The sequence below is a fragment of the Leptolyngbya sp. BL0902 genome (assembly GCF_016403105.1).
GTDB lineage: Bacteria > Cyanobacteriota > Cyanobacteriia > Phormidesmidales > Phormidesmidaceae > Nodosilinea.
In genome coordinates this window covers 4068031-4082500 of sequence record NZ_CP046155.1, presented here as the reverse complement: position 1 = coordinate 4082500, position 14470 = coordinate 4068031, and the positions used below count along the sequence as shown (strand labels likewise).

The 14470-nt window shown below is 57.2% G+C and carries 11 protein-coding genes and 2 rRNA genes (1 of these 13 cut by a window edge); 7 read left to right on the top strand and 6 right to left on the bottom strand.

From position 1 onward, the window contains the following. From GFS31_RS18055 to GFS31_RS18040, 4 genes are all read left to right on the top strand, one after another. Positions 1 to 1464: ribosomal RNA gene (locus GFS31_RS18055) — 23S ribosomal RNA — on the top strand; it begins 1420 nt to the left of the window's first position. Positions 1465 to 1558: 94 nt separating this feature from the next. Beyond that, a 5S ribosomal RNA gene (rrf, locus tag GFS31_RS18050) occupies positions 1559 to 1675 on the top strand. Between the two features lie 219 nt (positions 1676 to 1894). Then, positions 1895 to 3289 carry a metal-dependent hydrolase family protein gene (locus GFS31_RS18045; protein ID WP_198806118.1) on the top strand — a complete coding sequence of 465 codons (1395 nt, stop codon included), beginning with the start codon at positions 1895 to 1897 and terminating at the stop codon, positions 3287 to 3289. A 90-nt stretch (positions 3290 to 3379) separates the two neighbouring features. Next, the gene (locus GFS31_RS18040; protein ID WP_198806117.1) at positions 3380 to 4603 is read left to right on the top strand and encodes an outer membrane protein; all 1224 of its coding nucleotides are present in this window, start codon (positions 3380 to 3382) and stop codon (positions 4601 to 4603) included. Positions 4604 to 4684: 81 nt separating this feature from the next. On the opposite strand, the gene GFS31_RS18035 is transcribed toward GFS31_RS18040, so the two are convergent. The 5 genes from GFS31_RS18035 to GFS31_RS18015 form a co-directional block, all read right to left on the bottom strand. Next, entirely contained in the window at positions 4685 to 6049 is a 1365-nt protein-coding gene (locus GFS31_RS18035) for a leucyl aminopeptidase family protein (RefSeq protein WP_198806116.1), read from the bottom strand. Positions 6050 to 6286: 237 nt separating this feature from the next. Next, on the bottom strand, positions 6287 to 7483 hold the full coding sequence (locus tag GFS31_RS18030; protein ID WP_317135047.1) for a M20 family metallopeptidase: 1197 nt from the start codon (positions 7481 to 7483) through the stop codon (positions 6287 to 6289). A gap of 116 nt (positions 7484 to 7599) precedes the next feature. Further along, a complete protein-coding gene (locus GFS31_RS18025; protein WP_198806115.1) occupies positions 7600 to 7893 on the bottom strand; it encodes a hypothetical protein in 294 nt (97 codons plus the stop codon). 127 nt (positions 7894 to 8020) lie between these two features. Continuing rightward, the gene (locus GFS31_RS18020) at positions 8021 to 8614 is read right to left on the bottom strand and encodes a DUF3177 family protein (RefSeq protein ID WP_198806114.1); all 594 of its coding nucleotides are present in this window, start codon (positions 8612 to 8614) and stop codon (positions 8021 to 8023) included. A gap of 15 nt (positions 8615 to 8629) precedes the next feature. Further along, positions 8630 to 9121: a pentapeptide repeat-containing protein gene (locus tag GFS31_RS18015; protein WP_198806113.1), complete on the bottom strand. Its 492-nt coding sequence runs from the start codon at positions 9119 to 9121 to the stop codon at positions 8630 to 8632. 184 nt (positions 9122 to 9305) lie between these two features. On the opposite strand from GFS31_RS18015, the gene GFS31_RS18010 reads away from it, so the two are divergent. Both GFS31_RS18010 and GFS31_RS18005 read left to right on the top strand, forming a co-directional pair. Continuing rightward, the gene (locus GFS31_RS18010) at positions 9306 to 10931 is read left to right on the top strand and encodes a mechanosensitive ion channel family protein (protein WP_225907493.1); all 1626 of its coding nucleotides are present in this window, start codon (positions 9306 to 9308) and stop codon (positions 10929 to 10931) included. 217 nt (positions 10932 to 11148) lie between these two features. Beyond that, positions 11149 to 12357 carry a hypothetical protein gene (locus GFS31_RS18005; RefSeq protein ID WP_198806112.1) on the top strand — a complete coding sequence of 403 codons (1209 nt, stop codon included), beginning with the start codon at positions 11149 to 11151 and terminating at the stop codon, positions 12355 to 12357. A gap of 125 nt (positions 12358 to 12482) precedes the next feature. Here GFS31_RS18005 and GFS31_RS18000 read toward each other — a convergent pair whose 3' ends face one another. Beyond that, positions 12483 to 13001: a hypothetical protein gene (locus GFS31_RS18000; RefSeq protein ID WP_198806111.1), complete on the bottom strand. Its 519-nt coding sequence runs from the start codon at positions 12999 to 13001 to the stop codon at positions 12483 to 12485. A gap of 407 nt (positions 13002 to 13408) precedes the next feature. Between GFS31_RS18000 and GFS31_RS17995 the strand changes: the two genes are divergently transcribed. Beyond that, positions 13409 to 14326: a precorrin-6A/cobalt-precorrin-6A reductase gene (locus tag GFS31_RS17995; RefSeq protein WP_225907492.1), complete on the top strand. Its 918-nt coding sequence runs from the start codon at positions 13409 to 13411 to the stop codon at positions 14324 to 14326. Positions 14327 to 14470 lie beyond the last annotated feature (144 nt).

Genomic DNA, 14470 nt, shown 5'->3' with positions numbered 1-14470 from the left:
TGGATTGTGGCGGGGGACGGAGAAGGCTAAGACAGCCGGGTAATGGTAGTCCCGGTTTAAGTGTCCGAGGTGATGAGAGACGGCGAAAACGTCTTGAGCTGAGGCACGAGTACGACCCGCTACGGCGGGGAAGTGTCTGACGTCAGGCTTCCAAGAAAAGCCCGAACCACGTTAATTCAAATGAGCCCGTACCCTAAACCGACACAGGTGGGAAGGTAGAGTATACTAAGGGGCGCGAGATAACTCTCTCTAAGGAACTCGGCAAAATGGCCCCGTAACTTCGGGAGAAGGGGTGCCACTGAAAGGTGGCCGCAGTGAAGAGTCCCAGGCGACTGTTTACCAAAAACACAGGTCTCCGCTAAGTCGCAAGACGATGTATGGGGGCTGACGCCTGCCCAGTGCCGGAAGGTTAAGGAAGTTGGTCAGATTCTTCGGAGTTGAAGCTAGCGACTGAAGCCCCGGTGAACGGCGGCCGTAACTATAACGGTCCTAAGGTAGCGAAATTCCTTGTCGGGTAAGTTCCGACCCGCACGAAAGGCGTAACGATCTGGGAGCTGTCTCGGAGAGAGGCTCGGCGAAATAGGAATGTCTGTGAAGATACGGACTACCTGCACCCGGACAGAAAGACCCTATGAAGCTTTACTGTAGCTTGGTATTGGGTTCGGGCTTGTCATGCGCAGGATAGGTGGGAGACTATGAAGCAGTCCTTGTGGGGGTTGTGGAGTCACTGGTGAGATACCACTCTTGACAGGCTAGAATTCTAACGTTGACCCGTTATCCGGGCAGCGGACAGTATCAGGTGGGCAGTTTGACTGGGGCGGTCGCCTCCTAAATGGTAACGGAGGCGCGCAAAGGTTCTCTCAGGCTGGTTGGAAATCAGCCATCGAGTGTAAAGGCATAAGAGAGCTTGACTGCAAGACTGACAAGTCGAGCAGGTACGAAAGTAGGCCTTAGTGATCCGACGGTTCCGCGTGGAAGGGCCGTCGCTCAACGGATAAAAGTTACTCTAGGGATAACAGGCTGATCTCCCCCAAGAGTTCACATCGACGGGGAGGTTTGGCACCTCGATGTCGGCTCATCGCAACCTGGGGCTGTAGTCGGTCCCAAGGGTTGGGCTGTTCGCCCATTAAAGCGGTACGTGAGCTGGGTTCAGAACGTCGTGAGACAGTTCGGTCCATATCCGGTGCAGGCGTAGGAACATTGAGAGGAGTCTTCCTTAGTACGAGAGGACCGGGAAGAACGCACCGCTGGTGTACCTGTTATCGTGCCAACGGTAAACGCAGGGTAGCCAAGTGCGGAGTGGATAACCGCTGAAAGCATCTAAGTGGGAAGCCCACCTCAAGATGAGTGTTCCCATGGCATAAGCCAGTAAGGTCACGGGTAGACCACCCGTTAATAGGTTCTAGATGGAAGTCCAGTAATGGATGCAGTCGAGGAATACTAACAGACCGAGGGCTTGACCTTATCTCATTCGCAGCACTCAGACTCATTCCCTGAGTGTTCAATCAACATCACTTCTCTAACGTGTAGTCCAAGGACAAACCAACATTTCACCTTTCCTGGTGTTTATGGCGGTGTGGAACCACTCTGACCCATCCCGAACTCAGACGTGAAACGCACCTGCGGCGAAGATAGTGAGGGGGTTGCCCCTCGTCAAAATAGCTCAATGCCAGGGTATTAATCAAAAACCGCTCAAGTCGAAAGATTTGGGCGGTTTTTGATTGTGATTGGGGAATTATTTTATTTTGATTTATTTGGAAAAACTAAAAGTATTGGCATTGATGGAAATAGGTTGATAGTCTTTGAATGCATTGCTCATGTCACCTTTTCTACGAGCCTAAGCTGTTGGATCGGTGATGAAGCAAGCTACTTTTGGTAGGGATGAAAGGATTGTATGGGACTGCGCCGTGGACTTTTGGGCTTGGTGGTTGGGGTTGTTCTGGTCGGGCTGCTGGGGATTTTCACCCAAACTGGGTTAGCCCAAAGTCGCCCGTCGAGTATGGCGGCGGCATCAACGGCGGTGTTGTTTGAAAATGTCCGCATTTTTGATGGAGTTTCGCCGCAGTTGTCTGGGCCAGCCAATGTGTTGGTGGTGGGAAATACCATTAGTGGCGTCAGTACCCAAGATCTCACGCCACCTGCTACGGCTACCGTGACGCGCATTAACGGCCAGGGGCGGGTGCTCATGCCCGGTTTAATCGATGCCCATAGCCACCTATTCATGGAAACCAGCACCGAGGCGGATCTGGTGGCGGCAACGGCGACTCCAGAAGCCCTGTTTCGGAGAGCCCAGGAGAATGCAACGGCGATGCTGATGCGTGGGTTTACCAGTGTTCGCGATATGGCAGGGCCAGTGTTTGAACTCAAGCGTGCCATTGATGCTGGAACCGTTGTGGGGCCTCGTGTTTGGCCGTCGGGGGCGATGATTTCCCAGACTGGGGGACACGGCGACTTTCGGGATTTGTCCGAACTACCCCGGACGCCGACCTCGGAGCTGAGTTTGGCGGAACGCTTTGGGGTGAGCGCTATTGCTGACGGGGTGCCGGAGGTGCTTCGCAGCAGCCGCGAACAATTGATGCGGGGGGCCAGTCAAATTAAAGTAGCGGCTGGCGGCGGGGTTGCTTCGGCCTATGATCCTATCGATGTCGCCCAGTACACAGAGGCTGAGATTCGGGCGGCGGTGGAGTCGGCAGAAAACTGGAATACTTATGTGGCGGTTCATGCCTATACACCGAGGGCGGTGCAAATGGCGATTCGGGCTGGGGTGAAAAGCATTGAGCATGGCCAGTTGATCGACGAAGAAACCGCTCAACTCATCGCAGAAAAAGGTGTGTGGCTGAGTATGCAGCCCTTTTTGGATGATGAGGATGCTAACCCCTATCCAGAGGGATCGCCTAGCCGAGAAAGCCAGCTTTTGGTGGCCCAGGGTACGGATAATGCCTACAACTTGGCCAAAAAATATAATCTAAAAACCGCCTGGGGCACGGATACGCTGTTTAATCCTGAGGGCGCGACTCGGCAGGGGGCTAAGCTTGCCAAAATGGTGCGTTGGTATACTCCCGCTGAGGTGCTGACAATGGCGACGAGTACCAATGCAGAACTGCTGGCGTTGTCTGGGCCTCGCAACCCTTACCCTGGCAAGTTGGGCATTGTGGAAACGGGTGCCCTAGCGGATTTGCTGCTGGTGAATGGAGATCCCTTGGCCAATATTCAATTAATTGAGGATCCACAACGCAATTTCTTAGTGATTATGAAAGATGGTGTGATCTACAAGAACCTTTTGCGCTAGCGTTAGCCATTCAGGATACCCATAGCCTGAGTCGTTGCCGCCTGTAATAATTCACAGGCGGCTGGTGTTAATAAAATTGGAATCATACCCATGGTCTTGAATGTACTAAAACTGAGTGTGGCGGGTGCAGGAGCCTTGCTGGTGGCGGCATGGCCGACCCTTGCTCAAGCCGGGGGGAGTCAGGATGTTGTTGAAGCATCTAACCGTGAAGACGTAGCCCCGCTGGGGATGCCCAGGGTTGAACATAGGGAGCCCGAATATGCGGGCATGGTTGCCCAAGACCCGGTTTCTGTGGATCCTGAGGTTGCTTCAGATGAACTAGCTGGAGAAGATCTTGCCTTAGAGGATCTTGGATTAAGTGGGCTGGCGTTCGAGGCTGGTGCAACAACAGGGATGGCCCAGGATCTGATGCCCCTGATGCCCGGTCTAATAGCGGCTGAATCGGTTGTTGAGACGGTGCCAGCACCTAATCAAGTGGCCCAGGTGCGTCCTTCTACCGATGGTGAGGAGTGGGAGTATGTGCTGTCACCCTACCTATTTGTGCCCTTTAGCGTCCGGTCTGAACTCACGATTGGGGGAGTCACTCGGTCGGTTTCAGCGGGGCTAGGGGATTTGTTTAGCCTAGACCGGATCTTTTCGGGGGCGCTGCGCTTTGAAGCTCGTCAGCCCAAGTATGGCTTCTTTGCCGATGCCTCCCACGTATTTGTGCGGGAAGGGCAAGGGGTGACGGGGTTCCCGCTGCCTCCGGCGGTGGCGGGTGTGATTGCGGCCCAGGCGGGGGTGCCCATCCCTCCTGGAACCCCGCTAGATGCGAACATTACGGGTACAGGGCGTACAACAACGGTGAGCCTAGGGGGCTATTATCGTGTGGTTGATCAGGTTTTGGGGGCAGGTACTGCTAGCGCATCCAACTATCCTCGGCTGATGGTAGACCCCTACCTGGGGGCTCGTCTCGTAGCTTTGAACAGTTCCCTTGATTTTGATGTGGCCATTGCCGGAGCCAACCGCACGGCACGATTGAGTGATTCCACGGTGCTGTTTAAGCCGATGATAGGCACTCAGGTGGGGCTAGAACTCTCCGACCAGTGGGCCTTGGGGCTGCGGGGCGACCTTTCTGGGCTGGCCATTGGGGCCGACGATAGCTTTGCTTGGAGCCTATGGGCCGGGGCACGGTATCGCTTTTCCCCTAGTTGGGCCTTGCAGTTAGGCTATCAATACAAAGACTCTAACTATCGTTTGGGGCAAGGAGCCACCCGCTTCAGCATCGACCAAACTCAGCAGGGAATTTGGACGGGGCTGGATATCCGGCTTTAGGGCTGGGGATCTCCAGTTGCAACGAGAGTGCTAGGGCATGCCTAAGGCATGCCTACACGTGGCCCGTAGGGGCAAGTCTAATCAGTGAGGCCATGGACAATCCGCTAGGGTTTGCTCGATGAGGGCAAAGATCGCCCGCATGGCCATGGCCTCACCGCCTTCGGGGCGACCGGGGAGGGATCGAATGTTCCAGGCCATCACGTCGATGTGTACCCAGGGGATAGTCGGTTTAGTAAATTCTTGCAGAAAGAGGGCGGCGGTGATTGCCCCCCCATAGGAGCTGTCGGAAATGTTAGACAGGTCGGCCACCTTGCTTTCGATCATGGGGCGGTAGGGCTGGTGGAGCGGCAGTTGCCAGAGGGGATCATCGGTTTGAAGACCGCAGTCTAGCAGCGCAGCGGCAACGGTAGGGTCATTGCAAAAACAGGCGGGGAGTTCAGTGCCGAGGGCGATGCGGGCGGCTCCGGTGAGGGTGGCAAAGTCGATCAGCAGTTCCGGTTCCGGCTCTTCGCTGACGGCCTCCCAGAGGGCATCGGCCAAGACGAGGCGACCCTCAGCATCGGTGTTGCCCACCTCCACAGTCAACCCTCGGCGGGAGGATACCACGTCCAGGGGATGCAGGGCATTGCCGGAAATGCTGTTTTCCACGGCGGGAATGAGCACCCGCAGCCTGACAGGGAGCTGGAGGCCCATGACCATGGCGGCTAAGCCGAGGACGTGGGCAGCACCACCCATGTCTTTTTTCATCAGCTTCATGCCCGCCGCAGGTTTGATATCGAGGCCACCCGTATCAAAGCAGACGCCCTTGCCCACCAGGGTGATTTTGGGGTGATCCGCCTGCCCCCAGGTGAGGTCGATCAATCGCGGGGCTTGGGAACTGGCGCGGCCCACAGCATGGATCAGGGGATAGCCCTGCTGGAGAAGGTCGTCTCCACGAATGACTGTGAGATTAGCGGTGTGAGCGTCTGCGAGGGTTTGGGCAGTGGATTCCAGCTGCTCTGGCCCCATATCCCCGGCGGGGGTGTTGATCAGATCGCGAACAAGGGTTGTAGCGATAACGGTATGGTTCACGTAGGCCCCATCGGCTCCGGCGGGAGGAGTGAGGGTGGCGCGGTTCTGAGTTTTGGGGCGTTTGTAGGGGGTGAAGCGATATTCCCCCAGTCGCCAGCCCAGCCAGAGTTGGGTAGCCTGTTCTGGGGGCCAATCGTCGGCTAGGGTGTAGGTGTGGGGCGGCAGGGTGGTGGAGAGGCTGCCCAATGTCCAGGTGTTGATGGTGTCGGGTTTGCCCACTAAGACCTTGGCGATGCACCCCCCTTCTCCAGGAACCAGACAGAGGGTATTCGGGTCGGCCTTAAACCCGATGGTTGTGGCCCAGGCTTGGCTATCGGGATGGGCTTGGGCTAGGTCGGCAGCGGTGACGAGATAGATGGGAATGGCGGTGGACAATGGATTCTCCCTGTTAGATGCACCGGAACTCAGAAGCCGGGATCCCTAGTTTATCTGAGTTTTTCCCTGAGAAAAAGGTTATGACGCCCTGGGCGATGGGTTGGCTAGTCCCCTGAGATTGAGTGGCATTGCTGAATCGCCGTCTGATTTTGCAGAATCTTGAACGACGTTGCAAGGCTAACAAGATTTGTTCATGGCTTGAGTCAGCAACGCCGATGTAGTGTTACAGGTCTTGTTTTACGGACTTTGTAGATACCGATAGCTGCTGTAGGCCATGGTGATCACCCCGGAGGCGATGGCGGATTCATCTACTTCAAATTTGGGGTGATGGAGGGGATGGTTGACGGCCCGATCCGTGAAGCCTACGCCGAGGCGAAACATGGTGCCGGGGGCGTGTTCTAAATAGAGGGCAAAGTCTTCGGCTCCTAGGGAAGGCTCGTGGATGAGTTGGATGGCCTGATCGCCTAGGGCTTCGCTGACGCTGCGGGCGACGAGGTCGGTGAGGGCGGGGTCATTCAGCACCGAGGGCACCCCCCGTCGGTAGTTGATTTCGTACTTGGCCCCGTAGGGCTGACAGACTCCGGCCACAATGGTTTCGATCCACTGGGGCAGGTGGTGGCGGGTGTCGGGGTGGAGAGATCGCACGGTGCCTGAGAGTTTCACCGTGTCGGCGATCACGTTGGGGGCACGGCCACCGCTGATTTGGCCAATGGTAAGCACCACCGGATGCAGCGGATTTTGGGTACGGCTGATGGACTGCTGGAGCGTTGTCACCACCTGGGAGGCAATCCAAATGGCGTCGATGGCTTCGTGGGGGCGAGCCCCGTGGCCCGATTCGCCGATGATGGTAATGTCCAGATCGTCCGCTGCTGCCGTTAGGGCACCGTAGCGAATGCCGATGGTGCGGGCAGGAACGCTGGGATAGGCATGGACACTGAAAATCGCGGACACATCAGCCATCACGCCATCCTCAATCATCCAGCGGGCACCCTGGGCTGTTTCCTCGGCGGGCTGAAACAAAAAGCGTAGCGTTCCCGGCAGGGGCACCCCCAACTGAGACAGCACCATCGCCGTGCCCAAGCCCACCGTGGTATGCACATCGTGGCCGCAGGCGTGCATAATGCCCGTTTGGGTGGAGGCAAACTCCAACTCTACCCGTTCGGGAATGGGCAGAGCGTCCATATCAGCCCGAATGGCCAGGATTTTGCTGGGATCCTGCCCAGGAAGTTCTGCCACCACCCCAGTTTTGCCCACCAACTCCTGCACCCGTAGCCCGCAGGACGACAGCACTCCCGCCACGTAGGCTGCTGTTTTGTATTCCTGGCCGCTCAGTTCTGGGTGGCTGTGCAGGTGCCGACGAATTTCAATTAGGCGAGGGGTCAGGGTTTCAACAAGGCTATGAATTTCGCGCAGCATGGCAGAGGAGTGAGGCATGTTTCCCTAGGATAAGGAATCCGCGCCGCCAATGCACGGATTCCCGCCCCGCTGTGGAGCACCGCCCACCACCGAAGCTACCTTGGCCGGGGGAGAGTGATTTTTCTAAAGCCTTCCTAAAGCCCCGCTGCCTCTAAAAACCCCTGCATCTCCTCCCAGGACAGCCCTTGGTGGAGGTAATGGGGTTGGTCTGGATTGTATGGCCCCGCCAGGATGTCGATGGTGTCAATTTGGGCTTCGTCTGGCAACACAGGCACATCGGGATCGAAGGCCGTGGGCCGCACCAGAGAACTGGAAAACCCTCGAAAAATCAAAATCTCATCTACTTCGCCATGCACTTTTGCCAGAACTCGCAGCACGGCCTGGGGGTGCTTTAGGGTGTATTGTTCGAGGCGAAAACCGGGAGCCATGGGAGACGTGGGGAGTGGAGAATCGGACAAACCTGTAGAGTGGGCACCACCCACCACTAGGAAAACCCTGCTTTAGGCAATGATCCTAACTAATGATCCTATGGCAGCGAATCCTATGGCAGCGACCCTAGTTCATGGCTTGGCGGCCCTGTTTGCCCAGGCGAACGAACACAAACCAGGCCAAACAAAGAAAGTAAATGACTAGCCCCAAAATGCCGAAGAAGCCCAAAAAACCATTGGTGTAGTCGGCATGGAGGTAGGACTTGTAGAGCAGCGGTGGCTCTAGCCAAACCTGGCAGTCGGCGGCGGCGAAGCGAGTATTGGAGAAGGCACAGGGCAGGAAGGGAATCAGCAGGGCTGCGCCCAAAAGGTTGTAGATCGTCACCGACCAACGCCATGCGGAGAAGGCAAACTTGAGGACGGAACCGGGCTGCTCGCGAATTTCCTCATTGAGATCGACCCAGAACCAGAGGCTGGTAGGAATGAGCACACGGGCTAGGAGGGCGCTTAGAAAGCTGAGGGCAAAGCCGCCGATCATCAGATACACGGTGATCATCAGCAGACTAGCGACCTTCCAGTAGATGGTGGTGAGGCGCTGAATAGATTCATTTTTTTGCACAAAGGCCCAGATCAGCAAAACTAGGGGCAAAAACACCGTAAATAGCACCGCCAGACGGTAATCTAGCCAAACCACAGCGCGAAGCAAAGAGGGGTCGATCATGGAGAAGATTGAATACTAGGGGCAATAGAGGGTGTCGCGGGTGTCGCGTCCGGTGACGGGGTTAGTGCCCTTAGCCACATCGCAGAGGGCGGCGTTGACCTTGGGGGCCAGCAGCACATCGGTGAAGTCAGCCCCGTCAATGGTGGCTCCTCGGAAGTCGGTGCCAAAGGCGTAGGCTCCTTCTAGAATGGCGTTGGTCAGGTTGGCCTGCACAAATCTGGCTCCATCGACGGTGGCCCCAGTGAGGTCGGCCCCTTCCAGATTGGCGCGGGAAAGGGTGGTATCGAACAGGCGCACGCCGCGCAGGTTGGTGTGGCTGAGATCGGCCTCGGCCAGGTCGGCACGGGTGTAGTCGTTGCCGCGCAAGTCTTGATTGGAGAGATCGGTCATCCGCAGGTTTTGCCGATCAAAACTGGCGGCATGGACGGGGTGCATCCACCCCAAGCTGACCGTGACCGCAAGGGCCAAGACCAGGACAAGACGAGACAGGCGCAGACAACTCACCATAGGTTCTGAAGACTTGTGATCAACTAGGGCGGTAACTCCCAACTATTCAATCATAATCCGGCTCCGGGCACGGGCAGATTTCTGGAGTCGCTAGATGCCCTAGGGCGCATGGGTGAAGTGCCCACCGACGGTCGGTGAATGCTGGGCTGGGGCGCTATGCTGGGGGCGATGTGCGGGTTTGAGGATGATGGGACTTTCTTCGGGCCGTGGCCAACGCTGGCTTCGATATTTAGGTTTGGGGCTGGCCTTGGCCCTGTGGGCTGGCGGGCTGGGGTGGAGTGGATTGGCCTTGGCCCAGAATGCCTCCCCGGAGACGGCTTCGGTGTTTTTAGACAGCATCTTTTTGTTTGAGGTACCAGGATCGGCGGAACTCAGGGCTTCGGAGCGGGCGGCGGCCATTGAAACCAACCTTGCGCCCCTGCTAGAACTGGACACCCCGCCCGACGTGCGAATTCAAAGCCGATCTGGGGATGCAGCGGGCAACCCGGTAATCTTTGCGGACGACCGCTACATTATGACCGTAACCCAGGCCGATGCCGATCTGAATCCGGCGGAAACCCCGGTGGAACAGGCACAAATCTGGGTCAACACTCTCAACCAAGGACTGGCCCAGGCCCAGGCCGAGCGCCAGGGTAGCTTTTGGATTACCGCCCTGGCTCGGTCGGCGGCGGCGGTGGCGGTGGCCCTGGGCATCCAGGCTGGGGTGAGCGGGCTGGGACGACGATGGCTGCTGCCGCTGGTCACTCGGTGGGGTGGTCGCACCGAGGAGGATGGCCGCAGAACCGGGCTGGGGCTGTTGATTCGCTTGATGTTTTTGGTGGTGCAGGGGGTTGTGTGGTTTAGCGCCATCACCTACATCACCAACCTGTTTCCGTTGACGCGCCGCTTTAGCTATGTGGTCAGCCGCAGCTTAACCGATGGCCTGCTGGCCCGCAGTTTGGTGCTGGGTAGTCGGGCCTATTCCCTGCTGGATTTGCTGCTGTTGCTGGCCACCCTCATGGCCCTGGTGATTGCCGCCAATACGGCCACAAACTTGCTGCGGTCGCGGATCCTAGATGTCGCCGGAATTAGCCTAGCGGCCCAGGAGGCCATTGCCGCCCTCAGCAAGTACACCCTAATTTTGCTGGGCACCGTCGTAGTGCTTCAAATCTGGGGCATCGACCTCAGTTCCCTGGCCCTCATTGCCAGTGGTTTGGGGATTGGGATTGGTTTTGGTTTGCAGGGCTTGGTGAGGGATTTTGTCAGCGGCCTGGTGCTGGTGTTTGAGCGGCCCGTGCAGGTGGGGGATTTTGTCGATTTTGGGGCGGTTAAGGGTACGGTCAACCGCATTGGCTCCCGCAGCACCGAAATTCGTACATTGGATCAGGTATCGATGATTGTGCCCAATTCGCGGCTTTTAGACCAAGAAATCATCAACTGGAGCCACGGCAACCCTGTTTCCCGTATTCGCCTGCCTGTGGGGGTGGCCTATACCTCCGATCCAATCCAGGTGAAGCAGGTGTTGCTGGAGGCTTGTCGCCAAAGTGATGAGATTCTGACAACACCATCGCCCCAGGTCTTTTTTCTGGGATTTGGCGATAATGCCCTTCGGTTTGAACTGCTGGTGTGGATTGCCCAGCCCCATCGACAGTTGGTGATCAAAAGCGACCTATACTTTGCCCTCGAAGCCCTGCTGCGCCAGCACCACATTGAAATTCCTTTTCCCCAGCGCGACCTCCACCTTCGTGCCGGAACGCTGCCCCTAGACCTGAGTCCAGAGATGCAGCGGTGGTTTCAGGAGTTGATCCAAAAGGATGGGCCTAGGGCGTGACAAAAACCCAGGACAGCAGGGCCATGGCAGGCAACCTTGCAGATTTTTGGAAAAGAGAGAGCGCTTTTAGAAAAGTTAGCTAAAATTACGTCCGTAAATTAGAGAAATATCCGGGTTCCCAGATCTGAGATGCCCCTGTTCCCACCCGGTTGTGGGATGCGTTTTCTGGGGGTTTGGGTGGTCTTTCTCTGGTGAGGAGTATAGGGAGCGATTTTCTATGAAGCTAGCCTGGCCGAGTCACCGCCTCCATCGTTGGTCAAGGCGGCTCATCTCGTTTCTGTCCTTTGCCCTAGCGGCCTGTTTTTTGTCGATTAGTTTGGCGGTGCCTGTGGGGGCCGTTGCGCCGTCTCCTACAACCGAGATCGGCCCAGCCTGGACATCCTCCTTGCCCGAGGAAACCCTGCTGGCTCAGGTCAACAATACCCAGCGGAATGTGTTGGTCTTTAACACGCCCACCTATGCTGTGCGGGTATTCATTCCGGCGGGTTCCACCGTGGCGCGGATGAACGTATTTCGGCGCACGGCTCCAACGGAACTGGAGCTCAATGCCCAACCCGCGAGCTTCCGGGGAGCCATCACCTCCGACGGCTTTTTGACCTACGAAAGCTTTGGCTCTCGCTTTGGCCGCAACGTCATTTTCCGAGCTAGCCACAACCGAGGCAGCCGCCAAGCCCGCCTCGAAATTTTGGACGAAGCCAATGAGCAGGTGATTTTCACCGAATTTGCCAGCGGCATCGATGCCCCCCAAATGCCGGAAGCGCCCATCACTGGAGCCCTAGAGCGCAACACGCTGCTGGGGTTTGAAACCGCTAACTACGCAGTGCGCGTCTTCCGCGACCCGGCAGACAACCTGCGCAAGATGAATATTTACTTCAAGCAGACCTCCACCACCCTGGTCAATGGCCAAGTGGCCACACCCGAGACCTCCGGTAATATTCCAGGCTATGAGTGCTGGATTTCCTACTTTGGCGGCACCCAGTTTAATGGGGTTTCGGCGCGCTACCATGCTCGGGTCAATGCTGGGGGGCAGGCTGTCCTAGAGATCATTGGCACAAATGGCGCGTTGCTGCTCTCGGAGGCGCGCATTAACACCATTCCCCTAACTGTGAATGTTCCCATCGAGGATCGGCCCGCTTGCTTTGTGGGCGGCGGAATTCCCGGTGCGGCCCTGGCTCCCTTTGTGGCAGCGGTCTTTGGCGAACAGCGGGAGCTAGACGCCATCAATGCCTTGCTAGATCGCGATGTGGCCACGCCTCGCCGACTTACCACCTGCACGGTGTCGCCCCGGTTTGAGAATGCTCGCCAGGGTCAGTTTATCAACGCCGCCGAATGTACGGATCGCAGCCAAGCAGAGGCGATGGTGAGCTACCTCCGAAGTGCCGGGTTCAATTCTCGATTGGTCTACCGCAACTTTAGGTACCGCTAGGTCGCCTAGTGTGGCCGAGTTCACCGTAAAACCCCGCCGTTGCCCCCGTGGATGGATCGCCCGATCATCCATGGGGGCAACGGTTGTATGGGGGCAACGGTTGTATGGGGGATAGGGGGGTATCCCTAACGGGTTAGGTCATATTCCGTGACATACAAAGTTGCCCCGTGGGTCGAGCTACTGCCATAGACCCCAACCCAAATATCGTACTGACCAGATGCTGGTGCGCTAAACATCACCATGGGATTGGCCCCATCAAAGTCATCGTTGCAGTACCACCCAGCTCCTGGCCCATTGATGACGAGGGTGGTGTCTGCCGACGATTCGACCAGGAAACTGAGGGGATATTGGCCCGCCTCATAGTGCACCCGAAAATCGGGCTGCTCAGCGGTAATAAATCCGGTACAGCCCGAACCTAGACCCATGCTGCTGACGCTGGAACTACCGCCAGCCACGATGTCTACTGTGTAGGGGTCGGGCTCAAATCCTGACCATAAACTAATTTCTCCGTAGAGTGGTGTGCCGCTCCAGTTGGGCCAAGCCTGGGCAATCACGCTGCCTGCCTTCAGACAGCCCAACCCAGCGCTTAACCCTAACAGTCCTAGGGCGGCGGTTTTTAACGGTGAGAAAGCATGGGATTTCATAGTTCACACCTGACGTCGGGATAAGAGTCGTTGCGGAGGAAAATGGGTGAATAGATGTAGATGCCAGTGTATAAAAAAAGACCTATATTACCTATCTTAAAAAGCCCAGCTAGCGTTGTCAGGAATTGTCACAGGTCTGTGGTGATTTGGTGTAATTCTTCATAGGGTTCGCGTTGATGCCAGGATGATCAGGACAGCCCTAGTCCAGAAACCGAATCTTAGCCGAATCTCCAGCGGTCGAAGTGCCTTGGCTTGGGCGCGGATTGGCGCGGATTGTTAGGATGGGAGGGGGCATACAGCAGCGGCATGGGCGGCAGTGGCCATGGCTACCAGACCGAATGGCTGCGACGGTGGCTCTAGTGGTGAGCGCGTTGACTCTGCTGGTAAAAACTGTGGTGATGCTGTAAGTGGTAACGCAGGAGCTTTCTCAAGGAAGGGATGATCGAAGACCTCGGCTGTGGCTGATTGGCGGCACGGGGGAGGCGGTGATCTTGGCCCAAAGGCTAATCCAAGGGGGGATTCCCTGCCTGGTGACGGTGACAACGGCGGCGGCAAAGCGGGCCTATCCTGAAGCCCCTGGGCTAACGGTGCGGGTAGGAACTCTGGCCACGGATGCCCTGGCAGACTTTATTCAAGCCCAGGCCATCGGCGCAATTCTCGATGCCTCCCACCCCTTTGCGGTAGAAATTTCCCAGGGAGCCATCGCCCAGGCCGCGACCCTGAGTCTACCCTACTGGCGCTACGAGCGTCCCCCGTCGGTTGATGTGGACTTTGGTGCCGCCGAGGCTGCCGCTGCCGAACCCGCTGCCCCAGGATGCTCAGCCGCCCCAGCCTCAGAAGTCCCAGCCTCGAAATACCCAGGGCAACCGCTGCGAGTGCCGGATTTGGCCGCAGCTCTAACGCCGGATATTCTGACCGGACAGCGGGTGTTGTTGACCCTGGGCTACCGATGGCTGGCGGCGTTTCGGCCCTGGCAAGATCAGGCAACTCTGTTTGCCCGGATTTTGCCCTCTCCGGTGGCCCTCAATGCTGCCCTAGATGCAGGGTTTACGTCGGAGCGGCTAATGGCCCTGCGTCCGCCCATTGGGGAAGCGTTGGAACAGGCCCTTTGGCAGCAGTGGGGCATCACCACGGTGATCACCAAAGCCTCTGGACAGCCGGGGGGCGAAGACACCAAACGTCGAGTGGCGGAGCGCCTGGGGGTGGCGTTGATCCTGATTGATCGGCCTCAGTTAGCCTACCCCGTGGTGAGTAGCAGCTTAGAGGAAACCGTGGCCCGCTGCGAAGATTGGTGGCAAACCCAAAAACCGCGCGCCACTTTTTAATTCATCCGTTAGAATATCCGCAAGTTTTTGTGAGGAGGGCGGATGTCCTAGGTTTAGGATCCCGCTATGCCGCTGTTCAGGGGAATTACCCCGGCTCAACGGCCCAGGGCCAAGACCGATTCTGCATCTATCCTCTGCCCTGGG

Bases quoted from the DNA above. Each gene is read 5' to 3' on its own strand.
- GFS31_RS18000 (WP_198806111.1), bottom strand. From the start codon at position 13,001: ATGAAATCCCATGCTTTCTCACCGTTAAAAACCGCCGCCCTAGGACTG.
- GFS31_RS18010 (WP_225907493.1), top strand. From the start codon at position 9,306: ATGATGGGACTTTCTTCGGGCCGTGGCCAACGCTGGCTTCGATATTTA.
- GFS31_RS18020 (WP_198806114.1), bottom strand. From the start codon at position 8,614: ATGATCGACCCCTCTTTGCTTCGCGCTGTGGTTTGGCTAGATTACCGT.
- GFS31_RS18045 (WP_198806118.1), top strand. From the start codon at position 1,895: ATGGGACTGCGCCGTGGACTTTTGGGCTTGGTGGTTGGGGTTGTTCTG.
- GFS31_RS18030 (WP_317135047.1), bottom strand. From the start codon at position 7,483: ATGCCTCACTCCTCTGCCATGCTGCGCGAAATTCATAGCCTTGTTGAA.
- GFS31_RS18040 (WP_198806117.1), top strand. From the start codon at position 3,380: ATGGTCTTGAATGTACTAAAACTGAGTGTGGCGGGTGCAGGAGCCTTG.
- GFS31_RS18015 (WP_198806113.1), bottom strand. From the start codon at position 9,121: ATGGTGAGTTGTCTGCGCCTGTCTCGTCTTGTCCTGGTCTTGGCCCTT.
- GFS31_RS18005 (WP_198806112.1), top strand. From the start codon at position 11,149: ATGAAGCTAGCCTGGCCGAGTCACCGCCTCCATCGTTGGTCAAGGCGG.
- GFS31_RS18025 (WP_198806115.1), bottom strand. From the start codon at position 7,893: ATGGCTCCCGGTTTTCGCCTCGAACAATACACCCTAAAGCACCCCCAG.